The sequence below is a fragment of the Streptomyces alkaliterrae genome, assembly GCF_007097205.2.
In the GTDB taxonomy this organism is placed as follows: Bacteria; Actinomycetota; Actinomycetes; order Streptomycetales; family Streptomycetaceae; genus Streptomyces; species Streptomyces alkaliterrae.
Map to the genome: position 1 here is coordinate 1 of NZ_VJYK02000081.1, position 19,804 is coordinate 19,804.

Here is a 19,804-nt window from a genome sequence, read left to right on the forward strand (position 1 = left end):
TGCCGCCTCCCGCCCGCCCGGGTCCCACTCGGGCTCGGGCTGGGGCTCGGGCTCGGGCTCGGGCTGAGGCTGGGGCTCGGGCTGGGGCTCGGGCTCGGGCTCGGGCTCGGCGGTCATCGTCGGCCCCCGGCCGGGGTGCCGCGGCTGATGCCCGTGCGGAGCTCCAGCGCGGCCGCCACGTCGCGCCGCTCCGGTCGATCCCGGCCGGCGAGGTCGGCGAGGGTCCAGGCGACCCGCAGGACCCGGTCCAGGCCGCGAGCGGTCAGGAAGCCGCGCTCCATGTCGTCCTCCGCGTCCGTCAGAGCGCCCGCGGGCAGCGGCCAGCGGGTGCGCAGCTCGTGCCCCGGCACCTCGCTGTTCGTCCGCCACGGCGTCCCGGTCAGGCGGGCCGCCGCGCGCTCCCGCGCCGAGGCGACCCTGGCGGCGACCGCCTCGGTGCTCTCCGCCGCCCGGGCGCCGGCCAGCAGCTCCGACCGGGATACCGGCTCCACGCTCACCCGCAGGTCGACCCGGTCCAGCAGCGGGCCGGACAGCCGCGCCCGGTACCTGCGCACCGACGCGGGCCGGCACTCGCACTCCCCCGCCGTCGTGCCGTGTCGGCCGCACGGGCAGGGGTTGGCGGCCAGGACGAGGAGCAGTCGGGCGGGCAGCCTCAGCATGCCGTTGGCGCGGGCGACGATCACCTGACCGGACTCCAGCGGCTGACGCAGCGCGTCCAGCACCCGGGCACCGCACTCGGCGGCCTCGTCGAGGAAGAGCACGCCATGATGGGCGAGGGAGACCGCGCCCGGTCTCGGCAGACCCGTGCCGCCGCCGATCAGGGACGCCATGCTGGCGGAGTGGTGCGGCGCGCAGTACGGCGGCCTGGACACCAGGGGCTGACCCGGCGGCAGCACCCCCGCGACGGAGTGCACCGCCGTCGCCTCCAGGGACTCCTCGGGTGTCAGCGGCGGCAGCAGCCCGGGCAGCCGCTCGGCGAGCATCGTCTTCCCGGCGCCAGGCGGACCCTTGAGGAACAGGTGGTGCCGGCCGGCGGCGGCGACCTCCAGCGCACGTCTGGCGGCGTGCTGGCCGGCCACCTCCGCGAGGTCGGGCGGGCGGGAGGCGGCGGGAAGCAGTGCGGCGTGTCCCCCGCCTGGGACGGCAAGACCGGCGAGGGCGAGGTCGGAGGCGCCCTCCGGTGTCGGTGCCGGTTCCTCGTCGGGCGGCGGCTCGTCGCTGAGCAGGGCGATGAGCTGGCGCAGGCTGCGGACTCCGAGCACGGCGACGCCGGGCACCAGCGCCGCCTCGGAGGCCGTCTGCTCGGGTACCACGACCTGGCGGTAGCCGGCGTCGGCGGCCGCGAGCACGGCCGGCAGCACGCCCCGCACCGGCCGCACCCGGCCGTCCAGACCCAGCTCGCCGATCATCATCAGCTCGGTGAGCTGGCGTGGGTCGATGCGTTCGGCCGCGCCGAGGACGGCACAGGCCACAGCGATGTCGAAGCCCGAGCCGCCCTTGGGCACGGAGGCCGGGCTGAGGCCGACGGTGAGCTTCTTCTGCGGCCACTGGACGCCCGAGTTGACCAGCGCGGCCCGTACCCGGTCCCGACTCTCGCTGAGGGACTTGTCGGGCAGCCCGACGAGAGTGAAGCCGGGGACGCCCGGTTCGAGGTCGGCCTGGACCTCGACCAGCACCCCCTCGACGCCGACGAGCGCGACCGAGCACGTCCTGGCGAAGCCCATGTCAGCCGACTCCCCGGACGTGCTCCACACAGGGCGCGCCGCGCGGGGGCAGCGTGATCGCGACGACGTCCAGCCGGACACCGCCGGACGGCAGCGCGCCGTACCTGTCGATCCAGCGCTCGCTCAGCCAGCGGGCCGCCAGGCGGCGGAGCTGCGCGGTCTTCCGCGGGCCCACGGCCGCGAGCGCGGGTTCCGGGCCGCCGGCGCGGCGGGTCTTGACCTCGCAGATCACCAGGGTGTCGGTCTGCCGGGCGACGATGTCAAGCTCGCCCTCACGGCAGCGCCAGTTGCGCTCCAGGATGGCCATTCCGGCCTTTCGCAGCCGCCGGGCGGCCAGGTCCTCCCCATAGCGGCAGAGCCCACCTCGTGCGTTCATCGTTTCCACCTCCGGCCCTGAGAGTGGCGCAACAGGCGGAAAGAAGTGGATCTTGAGCGGAATCGGTGGATAACTCGCCGGTTGTGGATAACTCGGCCACCCGATCAGGGGAACCGGCCGCCTGGCAGGCATGACCGACGTGTCAGCGGTTATCACTGGAGCAGCGCCCGTCCGGCACGTGCCGGCGTCCGCTCGCCCCACCGGCGATCCCGGTGGTCCGCGGGCGGTGGCTCCTCCGCCTCGCGGTCGGGCGCCGGGGTCAGCCGCTGAAGCCGCTGTCCTCGGGAAGATTGAGGTCGCTCTTGTTGAGCTCCTCGATGTTCACGTCCTTGAAGGTCAGCACCCTGACCTGCTTGACGAAGCGGGCCGGCCGGTACATGTCCCACACCCAGGCGTCGGCCATGGAGACCTCGAAGAAGACCTCACCCTGGTCGGAGTGCACCTGCATCTCGTAGTCGTTGGTGAGGTAGAAGCGCCGTTCGGTCTCGATCACGTACTTGAACAGCCCGACGACGTCTCGGTACTCCCGGTAGAGCTTCAGCTCCATCTCGGTCTCGTACTTCTCGAGATCCTCGGCGCTCATGGCGTGTTCCCCTTCAGCCGTGCGTGCCCCCATTGTGCGTCAGGGGCTGCCGCGCCGTCCGCCGCGCCGCGCAAACGGTCCGTAGACGGCTCCGGCAAGTATCAGGGCGGCGCCCGCGCCGCAGGTCCAGAGCACGGCGTTCCAGGGGCCGGGACGGGAGACACCGCCGGGCATCTCGCGGAAGCCTTCGGGACGCACTACGGCGCCGGCGCTGCCGAAGGGCCACACGGTCGCGTCGACCCTGGCGCGCACGGTGTCGCGGCCGACGGAACCCTGGTGGGCGTCGTCGAGGTGCTCGCGGGAGTCCAGCGAACTGTCCCTCTTGTCCCCGAGGAGGAAAAGCCCGTCACGCGGGACCCGGGCGGTGAACTCGACCGGGGAGGCCGGGCCCCGGCCGCTGACGTACGGCTCGTCGAGCGCTCGCCCGTTGACGCTCAGCCGCCCCTGGTCGTCACAGCACTCGACCCGGTCGCCGCCGACGGCGACGACCCGCTTGAGCATCGGGAGGTCGCCCCAGCCGGGGTCCTCGAAGACGACGACGTCGCCCCGGCGGACGTCCTCGCCGCCGATCCGCTGGGCGAGCACCCGCTCTCCGGCGCCGACCGTCGGCGCCATCGAGTCGGTGGGCACGGTGTACGGCTGGTAGACGTACGCCCCCCACGCGAAGCCGCCGAGGAAGAAAACACACCCCAGAGCAACCGCCAGTGAGGAGATCGCATGCCCCACCCGACCGCGTCCACCCGACGTCCGATCCGTCCTCGTGCTCACGTGCGCTCGCTTCCCGGCCCCCTCGGCGGCGGGCGCGGCCCGCCGCCGGGAGCGTCAGTTCAGTCCGTCGGTCGGGCGTCGCTCAGCAGCCTGCGGCGGCGCCACAGCACGACGGGCAGAGCGCCCAGCACGCCGAGGGCGGCCGGGGCGGCGCCGGCCGCCACGCTGAGGTCCTTGCCGAAGGCGTCGGGCACCGGCAGCGTGCCCCAGCGGTTGGGCGGCCAGCCGATGGCCACGGCCCGCCCGACGACGTCGTCCTCGGAGATCGTGCCGCCGCCGGGCAGCTCCTGGTGGAACCGGGAGTCCAGGCTGTCCTGCCGGTGGTCGCCCATGACCCACAGGCGGCCCTCGGGCACCTCGATCGGCCCGAAGCCCTCACGCTCGCACGGGACGTTGCCGGGGAAGAGGTAGGAGGTCTCGTCCAGCGTCCGGCCGTTGATGGTCACGCTGCCGCCGGGCTTGCACTCCACCGTGTCCCCGCCGACCGCGATGACCCGCTTGATGAGGTCCTGCTCGTTGGCGGAGGGCATCAGGCCGATGAAGCTGAGCCCCTTCTGGAGGAAGTTCTCCTTGACGTGGGGATTGTCGAGCCAGCCGCCCGGGTCGTTGAAGACGATCACCTCGCCGCGGTCCGGGGTGGAGCCGAACCACGGCGTCAGCTTGTCGACGAGTACCCGGTCACCCTTCTGGAGGGTGTTCTGCATCGAGTTCGACGGAATGGAGAAGGCCTGAAGGAGGAAGGTCTTGATCACCAGTGCCAACACCAGCGCGATGCCGATCAGCAGCGGCAGCTCTCTCCAGAACGACCGCTGCTTCTTGGCCTTGGAGCGGCGACCGCCGCTGCCACCGGCGGCGGGCTCGTCAGCCGTAGCCCCTTGCCGGTCGTCGGCCTCTGCCGGTTGCTCGCGGTGTCGGTCGCCCGACCGTTCCTCGGGACCGTCCTCGCCCGAACCGGACCGTGCGCCGACCGCCAAGTCCCCCACATCCACTCCTTACACCGCTCTGCCGCCTGGCCGACAATCGGCGCAGGCCCACCACTCCCATAACGAGCGGGAGTTCCGCAGGGCTCGGGAGAGGCACCAGGAGATTGTCCCTCACGCCGGCGTCGGAACGCTCCACGCCGGGCTCGGCGTCGGCCGCACCGCCCCGGGGAGCGCGGCGGTCGGGCACGGACGCGTACGTGCCGGGCTCCTCGAGCCGCCGCCAGTGCGAGTAGGGCCAGGCGATCACCACGGCTTTTCCGACGACCAGGTCCTCCGAGACCGTTCCCTGCCCCGGTTCGTCGAGGTGGAAACGGGAGTCGGCGGAGTTCTCCCGGTGGTCGCCGAGCACGAAGATGCGCCCCTGGGGGACCTCGACGTCGAAGGGCATCTTGGAAGGCTGGTTGCCCGGATGCAGATAGGGCTCGTCGAGCGGCACGTCGTTGACGGTGATGCGGCCCTGTTCGTCGCAGCAGCGGACGGTGTCGCCGCCGACCGCGACGACCCGCTTGATCAGGTCCTGTTCGTCGTCGGAGGGCAGCAGGCCGATGAAGGTGAGCAGTTGCTTGCCCTGCTTGATCACCGGCGGGTCGTCCCCCTTGGGGAGCTGTTCGCCCTCCAGCCAGCCTCCGGGGTCCTTGAAGACCACCACGTCGCCGCGCTCCGGTCGGGAGCCGAACCACGGGGAGAGCTTGTCGACGAGCACCCGGTCGTCGATCTTGATCGTCTGTTCCATCGACCCGGAGGGAATGACAAAAGCCTGCACCAGGAAGGTCTTGAGCACCAGGGCGATCAGCAGCGCCACCCCGATGAGCAGCGGGATCTCCTTGGTGGCGGAGAGCCGGCGACGCCGCCGGATGCGCTTGGCGGCGCGGCGGCGGTCCGCGCGGCCCTCGCCGGGCCCCCGCAGGGTGCCACCGGCGGCCGGCCGGTCGAAGGAGGCGCCGGAAGCATCGCGGCGGGACGCCCTGGGCCTGCCCCGCCTACCCATGCGGGCTCCCCAGACCGCCGGCCCGCCCCAGCGGCCACAGCACGGTCTCCACCCGTCCGATCACCCGCTCGACCGGCACGGTGCCGCCTCCGGGATAACCGAGGAAGTGCCGGGAGTCCTCGGAGCCGTCGCGGTGGTCTCCCATCACCCACAGCCGTCCGGGCCGGACGACCACGTCGAAGGGGACGGCGGAGGCTCTGCCGGGCGCACCGGACGGCCCGGGCCGCAGGTAGGGCTCCTCGATCGGCTGACCGTTCACCTCGATCCTCCCCCGTGCGTCGCAGCACCTGACCCGGTCGCCGCCGGTCCCGACGACACGTTTGACGTACTCACTACCCGCCGGCGGCACAAGTCCAACGGACGCCCCCGCCGAACGCAGTAGTCGCGACAGCGGGTCACTCTCCCGGCCGGTCGAGCCGAAGGTGTCACCGCCGTCGAAGACCACAACGTCCCCGCGCGCGGGATGGTTGCCGAAACGGTAGGCCAGTTTGTTCACCAGGATCCGGTCGCCCGGTCTGAGCGTGTTCTCCATCGAACCGGTGGGTACCGCGTACGGCTGGGCCACGAGGCCGCTGAAGGTCGCGTACACCAGGACGAGGACCGCGAGGACAGCCCCCGTACGCACGAAGCGCGACCGCGGGCCCTGCCCCCTCTGCGGGGACGGGTCGCGGTCGCGCTCCGGAAGCCGTGGCTGGTCGTTCTCCATCGAACACAGAGCCTAACCGGGCTCGTGCGGGAGGACCGACCGACCTGTTCGGGTGAGCGGGATCGTCCCGCCCACCCGCGCGCGGGCTCAGTTCTCGCGCTTCTCCTTGATCTTCGCGGCCTTGCCGCGCAGCTCACGGAGGTAGTACAGCTTGGCGCGGCGGACGTCGCCACGGGTCACCAGCTCGATCTTCTCCACCACCGGGGTGTGAACCGGGAAGGTGCGCTCGACGCCGACGCCGAAGCTGACCTTGCGGACGGTGAAGGTCTCACGGACGCCCGAGCCCTGGCGGCGGATGACAACGCCCTTGAACTGCTGGACACGGGAGCGGTTGCCCTCGATGACGCGGACGTGGACGTTGACGGTGTCGCCCGGGCGGAAGGCCGGGATGTCGTCGCGCAGCGACGCGACGTCGACGATGTCGAGAACGTGGGACATGTTCGTCTGCTTTCCTCGCCGATGCCACAGGTCATCGACGGAAGTGTCTGGATGGTGATAGTGGGCGCCCCGGCCTCGGCGGGCGTCGGTCCCCCTGTGGCAGGGTCGCGCGCCGGGCGTGGAGCAGCGGCTCATTCTTCCACGGTCTCCCCCGGTGGCCCAAATCGGCCGTCCGGGCCCTGGTGCCAGCCGAGCGCGGCGAGCATCGCCCGGTCGTGCCTGTCCAGTGTCGCCGGGTCGCAGGAGCGCAGCAGGTCGGGGCGGTTGGCGGCGGTCCGGGCGATCGCCTGGTCGCGGCGCCAGCGCTCGACGCGGCCGTGGTGCCCGCTGAGCAGCACGTCGGGGACGTCCCGTCCGCGCCACCGCGGCGGCTTGGTGTAGACGGGGCCCTCCAGCAGGTTGGCCATGGCGCCAGTGGCGAAGGAGTCGTCGCGGTGCGACTCGGCGTTGCCGAGCACACCGGGCAGCAGTCGCGCGACGGCCTCGACCATCACCAGCACCGGCGCCTCGCCGCCGGCGAGCACGTAGTCGCCGATGGACACCTCCCACACCTCGTAGCGCTCGGCGTACTCCTCGACCACCCGGCGGTCGATGCCCTCGTAGCGGGCGGGGGTGAAGACGAGCCACGGGCGGGTGGCCAGCTCCTCGGCCAGCCGCTGGGTGAACGGCCGTCCCGAGGGGGTGGGCACGACGATGACGGGCCTGCCCTCCCCGGAGCCGTCGGCCCCGGAGGCGGCGATCTCGTCCAGCGCCTCGCCCCACGGCTCGGGCTTCATCACCATGCCGGGCCCGCCGCCGTACGGCGTGTCATCGACGGTGTTGTGCCGGTCGTGCGTCCAGTTCCGCAGGTCGTGCAGCCGTACGTCGAGCAGGCCGCGCGCCCGGGCCTTGCCGACGAGGGAGACGTTCAGCGGTTCCAGGTACTCGGGGAAGATGGTGACGACGTCGATCCTCACCGCGCCTCGCTCTCGTCGAGCAGGCCGGGCGGCGGAGCGATGACGGCCTTCTGCTCCGCGAGGTCGATCTCCGGGACGATCTCCTCGACGAACGGCACCAGCACCTCGCCGCCGTCCGCGCGGCGCACCACGAGGAGGTCCTGGCCGGGCAGGTGGGAGATCTCCTCGATGCGTCCCACGTGAACGCCCTCGGTGGTGACGACGTCGAGGTCGATCAGCTGGTGGTCGTAGTACTCGTCCGGGTCCTCGGGGACTTCCTCCGGGTCGACCTCGGCGATGAGCAGGGTGTTGCGCAGGGCCTCGGCGGCGCCGCGGTCGCCGACACCGGCGAAGCGCAGCAGCAGCCGGCCGCTGTGCACCCGCCCGGTCTCGATCCGCAGGGGCCCCCGCTCGGCGGGGTCGGTTGCGAGGACGGCGCCGGGCGCGAGCCTCAGTTCCGGCTCGTCCGTCCGGACCTCGACCGTGACCTCGCCCCTGATGCCGTGAGCGCGACCGATGCGCGCGACTACGAGCTGCACTTCCCTGGGTTCCTTGTCGGCTGGGTGTCGGCTGGGTCTCTCGTGTTGCGTGCCCGGGCCCGGCGGGCTCGGGCACGGCGCCACCGGTGCGAGCGGCACCGGCGGCAACGCGGGCACGGGCCGGGGACGCCGGACCTCTGAGGTCGGCCTCCCCGGCCCGTGCCGGTGGTGCTGTGTGTTCCGCGTGTTCCGCTACCGCGCGGAGTCGCGTCGGCGCGTCAGCGGATGTCGTCCACGTCGACGAGGTCGACGCGCACTCCACGGCCACCGAGCGCTCCCACGACGGTCCGCAGTGACCGGGCGGTGCGCCCGCTGCGGCCGATGACCTTGCCGAGGTCGTCGGGGTGGACCCGGACCTCCAGCACCCGGCCACGGCGCAGGTTGCGTGACTCGACCTGCACCTCGTCGGGATGATCGACGATGCCCTTCACCAGATGCTCAAGGGCCTCCTCGAGCATGCTCAGGCCTCGGTCGACTCAGCCGAGTTGTCCTCGGCGTCGGCGGCCTTGTCGGCCTTCTTGGCCTTGGGGGTGATGGCCTCACCCTTGGGCTCGTCGCCCGCGGCCTTGGTGGCGGCCTCGAACAGGCCCTTGTGGTCGGCCTTCGGCTCGGCGACCTTCATCGGCTCCGGGGCCGGCAGGCCCTTGAACTTCTGCCAGTCGCCGGTGACCTTGAGGATGGCCATGACGGGCTCGGTCGGCTGCGCGCCGACGCTCAGCCAGTACTGGGCACGCTCCGAGTCGACCTCGATACGCGAGGGGTTCTGCACCGGGTGGTACAGACCGATCTCCTCGATGGCCCGGCCGTCACGGCGGGTACGGGAGTCGGCGACGACGATGCGGTAGTGAGGCGAACGGATCTTGCCCAGACGCTTCAGCTTGATCTTGACTGCCACGGGTGTGGTGTCTCCTGGTCTTGACGTGGTTGGGCACCGGAATGCCACGTGGGGTTGTGGTACCCGAGTGCCCGATGGACGCGTCAGCCGGAGGAGAGAGGGGTCCTGGACGGCTGTCGAGTACAGCCGCCCATTGTGCCATACGGGCGGCCCCGGACCGGAATCGGGCAGACACCGGGCAGACACCGGGCAGTGGCCGGGCAGGAACCGGCCAGGCGGCGCGGTCCCGACGGCCTCAGCCCGCGGTCGGGCTCACCCGACCCCGACGGCCTCCCGCTCGGGGATGCGGAACTGCTTGCCGCAGGCGCCGCACATGATCGGCGCCTGGGCGAGCACCGAGGGGACGACGCGGACGTTGCGCCCGCAGTCGCAGACGGCCTTGACCCGCACACCGCCGCCGGACGAGCCGTGCCTGGCGGCCGGACCGCGGAAGCTGCGGGAGCTGTCCCCGCGGGTGGCCACGGTGTGGGCGCGCAGGGCGCGCCGCAGCCGCTCGGCCGTCGCCCGGTAGCGCTTGCGGCACTCGGGTGTCATCGAGACGAGTGAGAACCCGCTGCTGGGATGGGGCTCGGAGGCGTGCTGGAGGCCGAGCTCCTCGGCCACCGCGAGGAAGCGGCGGTTGTGGTAGCGGCCCGCTCTCGAGGTGTCCCGGATGCCGCGGGCGGCGGCGATGCCGTGGACTGCCTCGTGCAGCAGTCTTTCGAAGGAGAGCTCGGCGCCGCAGGCGGACGACGACTCCCCGATGAGTGATTCGGGCGCGGCCAGGTCGGGCAGCTCCGGGTGGTGGCGCTGGATGTCGCTCCACGCGGCTGCGAGTTCGGCGGCCAGGACTGGTGGTGTCGTGCTCACGTCGTGAACAACGAGCGGGCCCCCGCCGGTGTTCCGATTACCGGGCATCCCAAATATTTTGCCCGTACCAGTCAGTTCGGCGTGATGGACCCGTACGAGGGCGCGTGCGCCGAACCGGTGAGGAGTCGCACATCTACCCACATCACACGGTGTGGTACGGGATCAGTAGGCTCGCGCGACGACCGCGACGCTGCCCGGCTCGTCGTCGGAGGCGGGCACGGAGCCGTCCTCGGCTACCAGGCAGCGCACCGACACCGACCGTTCGGCCAGCCGCGCCTCCCCCTCCGTGCCCAGTTCGGACCACGGCACCCGGGCCCAGCCGCCGGCCGTGGCGACCTCGGCGGCCTCGGCGGCGGTGCGCACGTCCTCGGTCCTGGACTCCCGCAGCTCGCGGGACTGCCGCAGCAGCTCGGCCTGGTCCTCGTCCAGGATCCGGTGCAGCAGGGCGGGCTCGACGAGCAGGTCCTCGATCCGCACCGGCTCCTTCCCGCCGGGGACGCGGCGGGCCAGTATCGCCGTGCCCTTGGCCAGGTCCCGGGGGCCGACCTCGACGCGCAGCGGCACGCCCTTGAGCTCCCAGTCGACCGCCCGGCGGCCGAAGGGGGTGTCGGTGCGGTCGTCCACTCGCACCCGCAGTCCGGCGGCGGTGAGCCGGTCGCCGATCTCCCTGACCTTGGCCAGCACCTCGTCGTCGCCCTTGACCGCGAGCACGACCACCTGGACGGGGGCCAGCCGGGGCGGTACCCGAAGCCCCCGGTCGTCGCCGTGCGTCATGATCAGTCCGCCGACCATGCGGGTGGAGGTGCCCCAGGAGGTCTGCCAGACCAGCTCGCGGGTCCCCTCGCGGGTGAGGAAGTCGGTGCCGAAGGCGCGGGAGAAGTTCTGGCCCAGTTCGTGGCTGGTGCCCAGCTGGAGGGCCTTGCCGTCCCGCATCATCCCCTCGAGGGTGAGCGTGTTCACGGCGCCCGCGAAACGCTCCCTGGGCGTCTTGCGGCCCAGTACGACGTCGACGGCGAGCACGCCTTCCATGAAGTCCGCGTACACCTCGCGGTGGATGCGCGCCGCGTAGTCGCGGGCGTCCTCGTACGTGGCGTGAGCGGTGTGGCCCTCCTGCCACAGGAACTCACTCGTTCGGAGGAAGACGCGGGGACGCATCTCCCAGCGGACGACGTTCGCCCACTGGTTGACCAGGAGCGGCAGGTCGCGGTAGCTCTGCACCCACTTGGAGAAGTATTCGTTGACGATGGTCTCCGAGGTCGGGCGGACGACGACGGGCTCCTCCAGCTCCTTGCCGCCACCGTGGGTGACCACGGCCAGTTCGGGCGCGAAGCCCTCGACGTGCTCGGCCTCCCGGGTCAGGTAGGACTGCGGGATGAAGAGCGGGAAGTAGGCGTTCTCCGCGCCGGCGGCCTTGATCCGGTCGTCCATCTCGCGCTGCATGCGCTCCCACAGCGCGTACCCGTACGGGCGCACCACCATCGTGCCGCGCACCGGGCCGTTGTCGGCCAACTCGGCCTTGTTGACGAGGTCCTGGTACCAGCGGGGGAAGTCCTCCGCCTGCGGGGTGAGCACGGGTGCGTGAGCCATGGCCCGCATGGTACGGCCGCGCGACGCCGGAGCGTGAACCGGGGGCTACCGTACGAAACGCGCGGCGCCCGTCGGGAAATCCCCCCGGGAAAGCGCCCGGGATGAGAGACACACGCGCCGCGCCCACTGGACGCGGAGCGGATTCGGCATTTTCCTGTCTTCAGGAGGCGTGCCCGTCCGGGCGCGACCACCGCGCACACCGGGGGACTGACGGCCTTCCCAGGACGGCCCGCACACCGACGGCCTTCACACCGAACGGCCCGAACATCGGCTTTGACGGCGGAGTCTGCGACGGACCCATCGGCGACAGGGGCGCACACATGACAACAACGCTCGCCCATCAGCAGCTGCTCAGGACCGCGAGGGACTGGGCGGAGATCCAGGAACGCATGCTCGTACCGCTGTACGAGGCGGTGTACGAGCGGCTGGGCGTGGGAGCGGACACCCGGCTGCTGGGGCTGGGCTGCGGGTCGGGACTGGCCCTGCTGCTGGCCGCGGCGCGCGGTGCCCGGGTGGTCGGGATCGACACGGACGAGGCCCGGCTGGCGCTGGCCCGGATGAGGCTGACGCCCGAACCGCAGTGGGGCGCCAAGTCCTGGTCGGTCCAGCTGCTGCCCGGCGGCCCGCAGGAGCTGCCCGCGGGCCGTACGTACACGCTGGTGACGGCGTTCGACGGGGTCGCGGACCCGGTCGCGCTGGCGGCGGCGGCGGAGCGCAGCGAGGTGGGCGCTCCGGTGGTGCTCGCCGGCTGGGGCGCGGCCGAGCGCTGTGCCGCCGCGGCGGCCCTGCGGGTGGCGCAGCGGCTCACCCCGGGACATCAGCCGCAGGACGGCTGCGGCTGGCGCCCCGGGGGCCGGGCGCAGCTGGAGGAGCTGGCGCGGCGGGCCGGGCTGGAGCCGGCGGAGGCCGGCGAGGTGGACTGCCCGTTCGGCTATCCGGACGTGGAGAGCGCGGTGCGCGGGCTGCTGTCGACCGGCTTCTACGGCGCGGCGCTGCGGAGCACCGACGAGCAGCAGCTCGGCAAGGAGCTGGTGGAGACCCTGCACGGGTACACCCGCCCAGACGGCACGGTCTGGCTGCCGAACCTCTTCCACTACGTCGTCGCGCGGGTCCGCCCCACGCGCTGACCCGCGCGGCGGGGACGGGTGCGGGACAGGGGCCCGGGTCGGCGTCGTCGACCGACCACGGGCCCGTGCGCAGGCCGGATCACTTCGGGGGAAGCAGGTCCTTGAACTCCTTGGGGAGCTCGAAGGACTCCTCGCTCTCCCCCGCGCCCGGCAGCCCGAAGGCGCCGCCGCCGGCCGCGCGGCGCTCGGCAGCCGCCTGCTCCTCCTCGCGCCGCTTCATCGGGTTGCCCGAGCGGCGCTTGCCCTTGGCCTTCTTCTGCGGCTTGCCCTTCTTCTTGCCGCCACCCATGCCGGGCATCCCGGGCATGCCCGGCATTCCGGGGATGCCGCCGCCCTGGGCCATCCGGGACATCATCTTGCGGGCCTCGAAGAAGCGCTCGACGAGGTTCTTCACCGCGCTGACGTCCACACCGGAACCACGGGCGATACGGGCGCGCCGGGAGCCGTTGATGATCGTCGGGTCGTGCCGCTCGCCCGGCGTCATCGACTTGATGATGGCCGCGGTGCGGTCGACGTCGCGCTCGTCGAGGTTGTTGATCTGGTCCTTCATCTGGCCCATGCCCGGCATCATGCCGAGCAGCTTGGAGAGCGAGCCCATCTTGCGGACCTGCTCCATCTGCGCCAGGAAGTCGTCGAGTGTGAACTCCTTGGGACCCTTGGCCAGCTTGGCGGCCATCTTCTCGGCCTCTTGCTGGCTGAACGTCTGCTCGGCCTTCTCGATGAGGCTGAGGACGTCGCCCATGCCGAGGATGCGCGAGGCCATCCGGTCGGGGTGGAAGGCGTCGAAGTCGTCCAGCTTCTCGCCGTTGGAGGCGAACATGATCTGGCGACCGGTGACCTGGGCGATGGACAGCGCCGCGCCGCCACGGGCGTCGCCGTCGAGCTTGGAGAGCACCACGCCGTCGAAGCCGACGCCGTCGCGGAACGCCTCGGCGGTGTTGACCGCGTCCTGACCGATCATGGCGTCGACGACAAAGAGGATCTCGTCGGGGCTGACCGCGTCCCGGATGTCGGCGGCCTGCCGCATCATCTCCTCGTCGATACCGAGGCGACCGGCGGTGTCGACGACGACGACGTCGTACTGCTTGGAGCGGGCGTACTCGAGGGAGTCCTTGGCGACCTGGACCGGGTCGCCCACGCCGTTGCCCGGCTCCGGCGCGTAGACGCCGACGCCGGCCCGCTCGGCGACCACGGAGAGCTGGTTGACGGCGTTGGGGCGCTGGAGGTCGCAGGCGACCAGCAGCGGGGAGTGGCCCTTGCCCTTCAGCCACTGGCCGAGCTTGCCGGCCAGGGTCGTCTTACCGGCACCCTGGAGACCGGCCAGCATGATCACCGTCGGCGGACGCTTGGCGAAGCGCAGCTGGCGGGTCTCGCCGCCGAGGATGCCGACCAGCTCCTCGTTGACGATCTTGATGACCTGCTGGGCGGGGTTCAGCGCCTTGGAGACCTCGGCACCGGCGGCACGCTCCTTCACCTGCTTGATGAAGGACCGCACGACCGGGAGTGCGACGTCGGCCTCGAGCAGGGCGATGCGGATCTCGCGCGCCGTGGCGTCGATGTCCGCCTCGCTCAGGCGGCCCTTGCCCCTGAGGTTCTTGAACGTCGCTGCCAGGCGATCGGAGAGTGTGTCGAACACGGCGGTCGCGGATCCTTAAGCTTGTCGGTCATTCGGCGTGACCCCCAAGGGTATCTGCCCGCCGCCGGTACGGTCAGCCCGCGGTCTCCCCCGCCCGGCGCCCGGCCGGACCGAGCCGCACGGCGCACGGGCGGACGGCTCACGGCGCGAGGGCGCGTTCGAGGGTGCGGGCCAGGTGTTCGGCGTCCGCCTGCTCGAGCGGCTCGCCCTTCGCGTCGGTGACGTAGAAGGCGTCCACGGCGTTGGCGCCCAGGGTACTGATGTGCGCGCTGCGCACCACCGCGCCGGCCTCCTCCAACGCCCGCCCGATGCGGTGCAGCAGTCCGGAGGCGTCCTGCGCACGCACCTCGATCACGGTGGCCGTCCGCGAGGAGCCCGGGGCGATGCTCACGGCCGGCGGCGGCGCGGCCAGTCCGCGTCGCCGCCCCCGATAGGCCTGCTCGCGTTCGGCGAGCCGGGCCGGGACGTCCAACGTGCCCTCCAAGGCCCGGACCAGGTCGACGCGCAGCCGGTCGGCCTGCGGCAGCGAGCCGTACTCGGCTGCCACCCGCCAGCTCAGCACGGTCACCGGGCCGGTGCCCAGCGGGTCGAGGGTGCGGACGTCGGCCGACCGTACGGTGAGCCGGTGCAGGGCCAGCACTCCGGCGGCGGCCGACAGCGCGCCGGCCCGTTCCGGCAGCGCGACCAGCAGTTCGACGCCGATCGACGTGGCGTCCTCCGCCGGCTCGTCGGGCGTGCGGGGGCCCTCCTCCCGGGCGTGCAGGGTGAGCACGGGGCCGCCCACGCGCCGGGCCTCGACGGCCAGCCGCTCGCTCTCCGCCGTGGGTGCCCGCTCGACCGTCGCGGCCGGCACCGACCCGCCGGCCAGCGCGGCGGCCGCCCGCCGCACCAGCTCGGCCACCAGTGAGCCGCGCCACGCCGACCAGGCGCCGGGGCCGGTGGCGAGCGCGTCGGCTTCGGTGAGCGCGTGCAGCAGTTCGAGGGTGCCGGTGTCGCCGACCGCCTCGGCGACGGCGGCGACGGTGGCCGGGTCGTCGAGGTCGCGCCGCGTCGCGGTGTCGACCAGCAGCAGGTGGTGGCGCACCAGGGCGCCCAGGACGCTGACGTCGGGCGCGGGGAAGCCCATCCGGGCGGCCATGTCCCGGGCGATGGTCTCCCCCACCACCGAGTGGTCGCCGGGCCAGCCCTTCCCTATGTCGTGCAGCAGCGCGCCGACGAGCAGCAGGTCGGGGCGGTGCACCCGGCGGGTGAGCGCGGAGGCCCGGACGGCGGTCTCCACCAGGTGCCGGTCGACGGTCCAGCGGTGCACGGCGTTGCGCTGGGGGCGACAGCGCACCCGCTCCCAGTCCGGGAGCAGTGCGGTGATCAGCCCCTCGGCCTCCAGCGCCTCCCACACCGGCACCGTCGCCTCACCGGCACCGAGCAGCGTCACGAACTCCTCGCGCGCCTCCGCGGGCCAGGGCGTGGGGAGGTTCGGGGCGACGGCGGCCAGGCGCCGGGCGGTGGCGAGGGCGAGCGGCAGGCCGGACTGCGCCGCCGCGGCGGCGGCCCGCAACACGAGGGTGGCGTCCTTCTCGGGGCGGGCGCCGAGGGCGAGCACCGCCTCACCCTCCTGTTCCACGATGCCGTCGGCCAGCGGTGTGCGCTCGGGTCCGGTGGGGCGGCGGGCGCCGCCGAGCAGCTGGCGCAGTCGGGGGGCGCCGGACCGGCGGGCCCGCAGCACCCGGTTGACCTCGCGCCAGGTGACGTCGGCGGCGTAGGAGATCGTCCGGGCCGCCTCGTTCACCTGGCGTAGCAGGGCGTCGGCGTCCAGGAGACCGAGGGCGGCGGCGACCTGGTCCTGGTCGTGGAGGGAGAGCCGGTCGGTGGCCCGTCCGGTGGTCAGCTGCAGCGCGTCGCGGGTGTCGAGCAGCCGGGCCCTGGCGTGTTCCAGCCCCTCTCGCGGCGCGTCGGCCAGCCAGGAGGCGGCCACCGCCCGCAGCGCGGTGGCGTCCCGCAGTCCGCCGCGGGCCTCCTTGAGGTCGCCTTCGAGCAGGTACTGGAGTTCGCCGTGCCGGCGGGCCCGTTCCCGGCACATCTCCTCGAGCTCGGGCAGTCGGGTCGCGGCCTGGGAGCGCCACTGGCCGAACAGTTCGGTCCGCAGCCGGGCGGTGAGGCCGGCGTCACCGGCGACGTGCCGGGCGTCCAGCAGCCCGAGCTGGACCTTGAGGTCGTCGGCGGCGGTGCGCCGGGCCTCCTCGGGAGTGCGCACCGAGTGGTCGAGCGCCAGGCCCTGGTCCCAGACCGGGTACCACAGCCGGTCCGCCAGCGCGGCCAGTTCGGCGCCGGGCAGCCGGCCGTCGTGCAGCAGGAGCAGGTCGAGGTCGCTGCGCGGGGAGAGCTCCCGCCGACCGTAGCCGCCGACCGCGACGAGGGCGACGCCGGGCCGGGGCGGGCCGAGCAGGCCGGCGAGCCAGAGGTCGGTGAGGCCGGCCAGTTCGGCGCGGCGCGGTGCTCCCCCGGTGGGGGACCCCAGCAGCCGTACCCGGTCGGCCGCGTAGCCGGGGCGGGCCGGCGCGTCGGGGCTGTCGGGCGTGTCGGGGGAGGCGTCCTCGGTACTGCGCGGATTCGTGGGCTGGCTCATCGTCGCTGCGCTCTCCTCGCGTGTCGGCGGCGGGCGGGGACGGCGGCGGCGCCGACAACGACTGGTGCGCCGGTTCCGGGGCGGACGAGCGGTGGTCCGTCCCGGAACCGGCGCGCGGTGTCGGCGTCCTGCGCGGTGTCAGGGCGCGTCGTGGTTACAGCGCGTCGGGGCCGCGCTCACCGGTACGGACGCGGACCGCCGTGTCCACCGGCACGGTCCAGACCTTGCCGTCGCCGATCTTCCCGGTCCTGGCCGCCTTGACGACGACCTCGACGAGCTGGTCTGCGTCGCCGTCCTCGACCAGCACCTCGATGCGGATCTTCGGCACCAGGTCCACGGTGTACTCGGCGCCCCGGTACACCTCGGTGTGTCCGCGCTGGCGGCCGTAGCCGCTGGCCTCCGTGACGGTCAGGCCCTGCACTCCGAACGCCTGGAGGGCGTCCTTCACCTCGTCGAGGCGGTGCGGCTTGATGACTGCGGTGATCAGCTTCATGCGTCGACCTTCTTGTCGTCGGCGTTGGCGGCGTCGGCGGAGGCGGTGACGGTCGCGGGGCTCGGCGCGCCACCGGAGTAGCCGCCGGCCTGGCTGTAGTCGTAGGCGGTCTCCGCGTGGTACGCCTGGTCGAGTCCGGCGGTCTCCTCGTCCTCACTGGCCCGGAAGCCGATGGTGACGTCGATGAGCTTGGCCAGGATCCAGGTGACCACGAAGGTGAACACCATCACCGAGCCGGCGCCGAGGGCCTGCTTGCCGAACTGTGTCAGACCGCCGGTCTCGGTGGCGAGGAAGCCCACCAGCAGGGTGCCGATGACACCACCGACGAGGTGGACGCCGACGACGTCCAGCGAGTCGTCGAAGCCGAGCTTGAACTTGAGGCTGACGGCCCAGGAGCAGACCAGACCGGCGACAAGACCGATCAGCATCGCGCTGATCGCGTTCACGCTCGCACCCGCCGGGGTGATGGCCACCAGACCGGCGATGGCACCGGAGGCCGCGCCCAGCGTGGTGAAGGCGCCGTGCCGGATGCGCTCGTACAGCAGCCAGCCGAGCACCGCGGTGGCGGTCGCGACCTGGGTGTTCAGCGCCATGTTGGCGGCCTCGCCGTTGGCGGCCAGCGCCGAGCCGGCGTTGAAGCCGAACCAGCCGAACCACAGCAGCGCCGCGCCGAGCACGACCATGGGCAGGTTGTGCGGCCGCATCGGGTCCTTCTTGAAGCCGATGCGCTTGCCGACGACCAGGACGGCCGCCAGCGCGGCGACGCCCGCGTTGATGTGGACGGCGGTGCCGCCCGCGAAGTCGATGACGTCCAGCTCGTAGAGCCAGCCGCCCTCGGCCCAGACCCAGTGCGCGACCGGGAAGTACACGATCGACACCCACAGCGCGATGAACAGGGTCCAGGCGCTGAACTTGACGCGGTCGGCGAGCGCGCCGCTGATCAGCGCCGGGGTGATCACCGCGAAGAGCATCTGGAAGAGGACGAAGGCGAAGACGGGGATGCCGCCTTCCTCGGTCAGCGAGTCGGGGGTGAGCCCCTTCAGGCCGACGAGGTCCAGGTTTCCGACGATGCCGGCGGTGTCACCGCTGAAGGCGATCGAGTAGCCGTAGAGGACGAACAGGACGCTGGAGACGCCCAGTGCGATGAAGGACATCATCAGCATGTTCAGGGCGCTCTTGACCCTGACCATGCCGCCGTAGAAGAAGGCAAGGCCGGGGGTCATCAACATGACCAGCGCCGCGCTGATCAGTACGAATGCGGTATCCGCGCCATTCAATGGACGTCTCCTCGAAGTCACGACCCGTGCGGGCGGGATCTGGGGTGCGGGTGTCCCACACACTCCCGAAGGCCGGTTTCCTTCGATGGCCGGCGATGTTTCGCCGCCGTGACGATGGGCGCGCTCGTGTTACGCGCGGATGAATCGATGGGCCGAGGGCGTCCGGTCCGTTATCGTGTCGCAATCTTCGACGGTCGAGCGGCGGTCACCGGGAGGCGGTCAGCCCGCCAGCACCATGGTGTCGGGGTCCTCGGGCAGCGCCTTCCTGAGCTTGTCGGTCAGCTCGACGACCTCGGCGACGTCCCCGTACTCGCGGCCCGCGTTGGCCGCCGTCCTGCGGATGCGGTTGTTGACGCGCTCCGAGCGCAGCCGCCGGGACACCTCAAGCGCCTCGACGGTGCGCGCGGCGCAGCGCTCGGGCTCCTTCTGGAGGAGGTGCACGGTGGCCATGCCGACCAGGTTCAGCGCATACGACCTGTGGTGGCCCTGTTCGGAGCTCTCGCACTCCGCGGCGAAGAGCTTGACCGCCTTCTCCATCGCCGGCTGGGCGAGGCTGGCGTAGGTGTGGCTACGTCCGGCGACGTAGGCGAGGTCTCGGTAGGCGTGCGCGGTCTCCGCGCTCAGCTCGGCCTCGGAGAAGAAGCCGATCCAGTCCGGCTCCCGCTCCCCCGCGGCGATCTCCTCGACCTCCCCGAGCTCCCTGACCTCCGCGAACACCGCCTCGGCCATCTTGGCGGCGCGGTGGCACTGCTTGGGCTGGCCCATGTTCGCGTAGGCGCGGGCCTCGACCGCGTGCAGCATGGACTGGGTGCGGGCGGTGGCGCCGTCCCGGCTGCCGTACTGGGCGAGGTGGACCAGCTCCAACGCGTCCTCCGGACGGTGCAGATGGATCATCTGGCGCGCCATCTTGCTGAGGACGAACGCGCCGAAGTGCTTGTCCCCGGCCTCCTTCGAGGCGTGCAGGGCGAGGACGAAGTACTTCTGCGCGGTGGGCTGGATGCCCACGTCGTAGCTCATCCAGCCGGCCAGTTCGGCCAGTTCGGCGGTGACGGTGAACAGCCGCCGCCGGATCGGCTCGGGGTGGGCCTCCTGGAGCAGGTCGGTCACCTCGTGCAGCTGGCCGACGACCGCCTTGCGGCGCAGCCCGCCGCCGCACTGGGCGTCCCACTGCCGGAACATCACGGTGGTGTGCTCCAGCAGTTCGAGCTCCGGCTCGGAGAGCCGCTGCTCACGCCGGACGGGCACGGGCGGGCTCGGCGGCCCGGGCTGGGCGGGGG

Annotated in this window: 20 protein-coding genes; 1 reads left to right on the forward strand and 19 read right to left on the reverse strand. The window is 72.4% G+C overall.

Going from position 1 to position 19,804, the window contains the following annotated elements; all coding sequences use genetic code 11:
- Nucleotides 1-113: 113 nt before the first annotated feature.
- The 14 genes from FNX44_RS10265 to proS all read right to left on the reverse strand — a co-directional run bounded on the left by FNX44_RS10265 (nt 114) and on the right by proS (nt 11,371).
- Complete coding sequence (locus tag FNX44_RS10265; protein ID WP_143647720.1) at nt 114-1,724, reverse strand: YifB family Mg chelatase-like AAA ATPase; 1,611 nt, start codon at nt 1,722-1,724, stop codon at nt 114-116.
- Nucleotide 1,725: 1 nt separating this feature from the next.
- The gene (locus tag FNX44_RS10270; protein ID WP_143647721.1) at nt 1,726-2,100 is read right to left on the reverse strand and encodes a YraN family protein; all 375 of its coding nucleotides are present in this window, start codon (nt 2,098-2,100) and stop codon (nt 1,726-1,728) included.
- A 259-nt stretch (nt 2,101-2,359) separates the two neighbouring features.
- Entirely contained in the window at nt 2,360-2,683 is a 324-nt protein-coding gene (locus tag FNX44_RS10275; protein ID WP_143647722.1) for a DUF2469 domain-containing protein, read from the reverse strand.
- A 39-nt stretch (nt 2,684-2,722) separates the two neighbouring features.
- Nucleotides 2,723-3,409: a signal peptidase I gene (gene lepB, locus FNX44_RS10280; protein ID WP_407699100.1), complete on the reverse strand. Its 687-nt coding sequence runs from the start codon at nt 3,407-3,409 to the stop codon at nt 2,723-2,725.
- A 101-nt stretch (nt 3,410-3,510) separates the two neighbouring features.
- Nucleotides 3,511-4,425, reverse strand: coding sequence for a signal peptidase I (gene lepB, locus FNX44_RS10285; protein ID WP_143647738.1), 915 nt, complete (start codon nt 4,423-4,425; stop codon nt 3,511-3,513).
- On the reverse strand, nt 4,313-5,422 hold the full coding sequence (gene lepB / locus FNX44_RS10290) for a signal peptidase I (protein ID WP_143647724.1): 1,110 nt from the start codon (nt 5,420-5,422) through the stop codon (nt 4,313-4,315). Before lepB (FNX44_RS10290) ends, lepB (FNX44_RS10285) begins: the two co-directional genes overlap by 113 nt.
- On the reverse strand, nt 5,415-6,128 hold the full coding sequence (gene lepB / locus FNX44_RS10295; protein WP_143647725.1) for a signal peptidase I: 714 nt from the start codon (nt 6,126-6,128) through the stop codon (nt 5,415-5,417). The genes lepB (FNX44_RS10290) and lepB (FNX44_RS10295) overlap by 8 nt, the downstream gene beginning before the upstream one ends.
- An 87-nt stretch (nt 6,129-6,215) precedes the next feature.
- Complete coding sequence (rplS, locus tag FNX44_RS10300) at nt 6,216-6,566, reverse strand: 50S ribosomal protein L19 (RefSeq protein WP_143647726.1); 351 nt, start codon at nt 6,564-6,566, stop codon at nt 6,216-6,218.
- Nucleotides 6,567-6,697: 131 nt separating this feature from the next.
- Nucleotides 6,698-7,522, reverse strand: coding sequence for a tRNA (guanosine(37)-N1)-methyltransferase TrmD (gene trmD, locus FNX44_RS10305; protein ID WP_143647727.1), 825 nt, complete (start codon nt 7,520-7,522; stop codon nt 6,698-6,700).
- Nucleotides 7,519-8,040, reverse strand: a complete 522-nt coding sequence (gene rimM, locus FNX44_RS10310) for a ribosome maturation factor RimM (RefSeq protein ID WP_143647728.1) — start codon at nt 8,038-8,040, stop codon at nt 7,519-7,521. Before rimM ends, trmD begins: the two co-directional genes overlap by 4 nt.
- 218 nt (nt 8,041-8,258) lie before the next feature.
- Nucleotides 8,259-8,498 carry an RNA-binding protein gene (locus FNX44_RS10315; RefSeq protein ID WP_143647729.1) on the reverse strand — a complete coding sequence of 80 codons (240 nt, stop codon included), beginning with the start codon at nt 8,496-8,498 and terminating at the stop codon, nt 8,259-8,261.
- Between the two features lie 2 nt (nt 8,499-8,500).
- Nucleotides 8,501-8,935 carry a 30S ribosomal protein S16 gene (rpsP, locus tag FNX44_RS10320; RefSeq protein WP_143647730.1) on the reverse strand — a complete coding sequence of 145 codons (435 nt, stop codon included), beginning with the start codon at nt 8,933-8,935 and terminating at the stop codon, nt 8,501-8,503.
- 252 nt (nt 8,936-9,187) lie between these two features.
- Complete coding sequence (locus FNX44_RS10325) at nt 9,188-9,832, reverse strand: hypothetical protein (RefSeq protein WP_143647731.1); 645 nt, start codon at nt 9,830-9,832, stop codon at nt 9,188-9,190.
- 114 nt (nt 9,833-9,946) lie between these two features.
- The gene (gene proS / locus FNX44_RS10330) at nt 9,947-11,371 is read right to left on the reverse strand and encodes a proline--tRNA ligase (protein ID WP_143647732.1); all 1,425 of its coding nucleotides are present in this window, start codon (nt 11,369-11,371) and stop codon (nt 9,947-9,949) included.
- A gap of 320 nt (nt 11,372-11,691) precedes the next feature.
- On the opposite strand from proS, the gene FNX44_RS10335 reads away from it, so the two are divergent.
- Nucleotides 11,692-12,498, forward strand: a complete 807-nt coding sequence (locus FNX44_RS10335; protein ID WP_143647733.1) for a methyltransferase domain-containing protein — start codon at nt 11,692-11,694, stop codon at nt 12,496-12,498.
- A gap of 79 nt (nt 12,499-12,577) precedes the next feature.
- On the opposite strand, the gene ffh is transcribed toward FNX44_RS10335, so the two are convergent.
- From ffh to FNX44_RS10360, 5 genes are all read right to left on the reverse strand, one after another.
- Entirely contained in the window at nt 12,578-14,134 is a 1,557-nt protein-coding gene (gene ffh / locus FNX44_RS10340; protein WP_143647734.1) for a signal recognition particle protein, read from the reverse strand.
- A 139-nt stretch (nt 14,135-14,273) separates the two neighbouring features.
- Nucleotides 14,274-16,757 carry a [protein-PII] uridylyltransferase gene (locus tag FNX44_RS10345; RefSeq protein ID WP_143647735.1) on the reverse strand — a complete coding sequence of 828 codons (2,484 nt, stop codon included), beginning with the start codon at nt 16,755-16,757 and terminating at the stop codon, nt 14,274-14,276.
- A gap of 154 nt (nt 16,758-16,911) precedes the next feature.
- A complete protein-coding gene (locus FNX44_RS10350) occupies nt 16,912-17,250 on the reverse strand; it encodes a P-II family nitrogen regulator (RefSeq protein ID WP_143647736.1) in 339 nt (112 codons plus the stop codon).
- Entirely contained in the window at nt 17,247-18,566 is a 1,320-nt protein-coding gene (locus FNX44_RS10355) for an ammonium transporter (protein WP_407699102.1), read from the reverse strand. Before FNX44_RS10355 ends, FNX44_RS10350 begins: the two co-directional genes overlap by 4 nt.
- 180 nt (nt 18,567-18,746) lie before the next feature.
- Nucleotides 18,747-19,804: NsdA family TPR-like regulatory protein (locus tag FNX44_RS10360; RefSeq protein WP_500274050.1), on the reverse strand; the 1,058-nt coding region annotated here is incomplete at its 5' end.

Bases quoted from the DNA above. Each gene is read 5' to 3' on its own strand.
- FNX44_RS10265 (WP_143647720.1), bottom strand. From the start codon at position 1,724: ATGGGCTTCGCCAGGACGTGCTCGGTCGCGCTCGTCGGCGTCGAGGGG.
- FNX44_RS10270 (WP_143647721.1), bottom strand. From the start codon at position 2,100: ATGAACGCACGAGGTGGGCTCTGCCGCTATGGGGAGGACCTGGCCGCC.
- FNX44_RS10275 (WP_143647722.1), bottom strand. From the start codon at position 2,683: ATGAGCGCCGAGGATCTCGAGAAGTACGAGACCGAGATGGAGCTGAAG.
- lepB (WP_143647724.1), bottom strand. From the start codon at position 5,422: ATGGGTAGGCGGGGCAGGCCCAGGGCGTCCCGCCGCGATGCTTCCGGC.
- lepB (WP_143647725.1), bottom strand. From the start codon at position 6,128: ATGGAGAACGACCAGCCACGGCTTCCGGAGCGCGACCGCGACCCGTCC.
- rplS (WP_143647726.1), bottom strand. From the start codon at position 6,566: ATGTCCCACGTTCTCGACATCGTCGACGTCGCGTCGCTGCGCGACGAC.
- FNX44_RS10315 (WP_143647729.1), bottom strand. From the start codon at position 8,498: ATGCTCGAGGAGGCCCTTGAGCATCTGGTGAAGGGCATCGTCGATCAT.
- FNX44_RS10325 (WP_143647731.1), bottom strand. From the start codon at position 9,832: ATGCCCGGTAATCGGAACACCGGCGGGGGCCCGCTCGTTGTTCACGAC.
- proS (WP_143647732.1), bottom strand. From the start codon at position 11,371: ATGGCTCACGCACCCGTGCTCACCCCGCAGGCGGAGGACTTCCCCCGC.
- FNX44_RS10335 (WP_143647733.1), top strand. From the start codon at position 11,692: ATGACAACAACGCTCGCCCATCAGCAGCTGCTCAGGACCGCGAGGGAC.
- FNX44_RS10345 (WP_143647735.1), bottom strand. From the start codon at position 16,757: ATGAGCCAGCCCACGAATCCGCGCAGTACCGAGGACGCCTCCCCCGAC.
- FNX44_RS10350 (WP_143647736.1), bottom strand. From the start codon at position 17,250: ATGAAGCTGATCACCGCAGTCATCAAGCCGCACCGCCTCGACGAGGTG.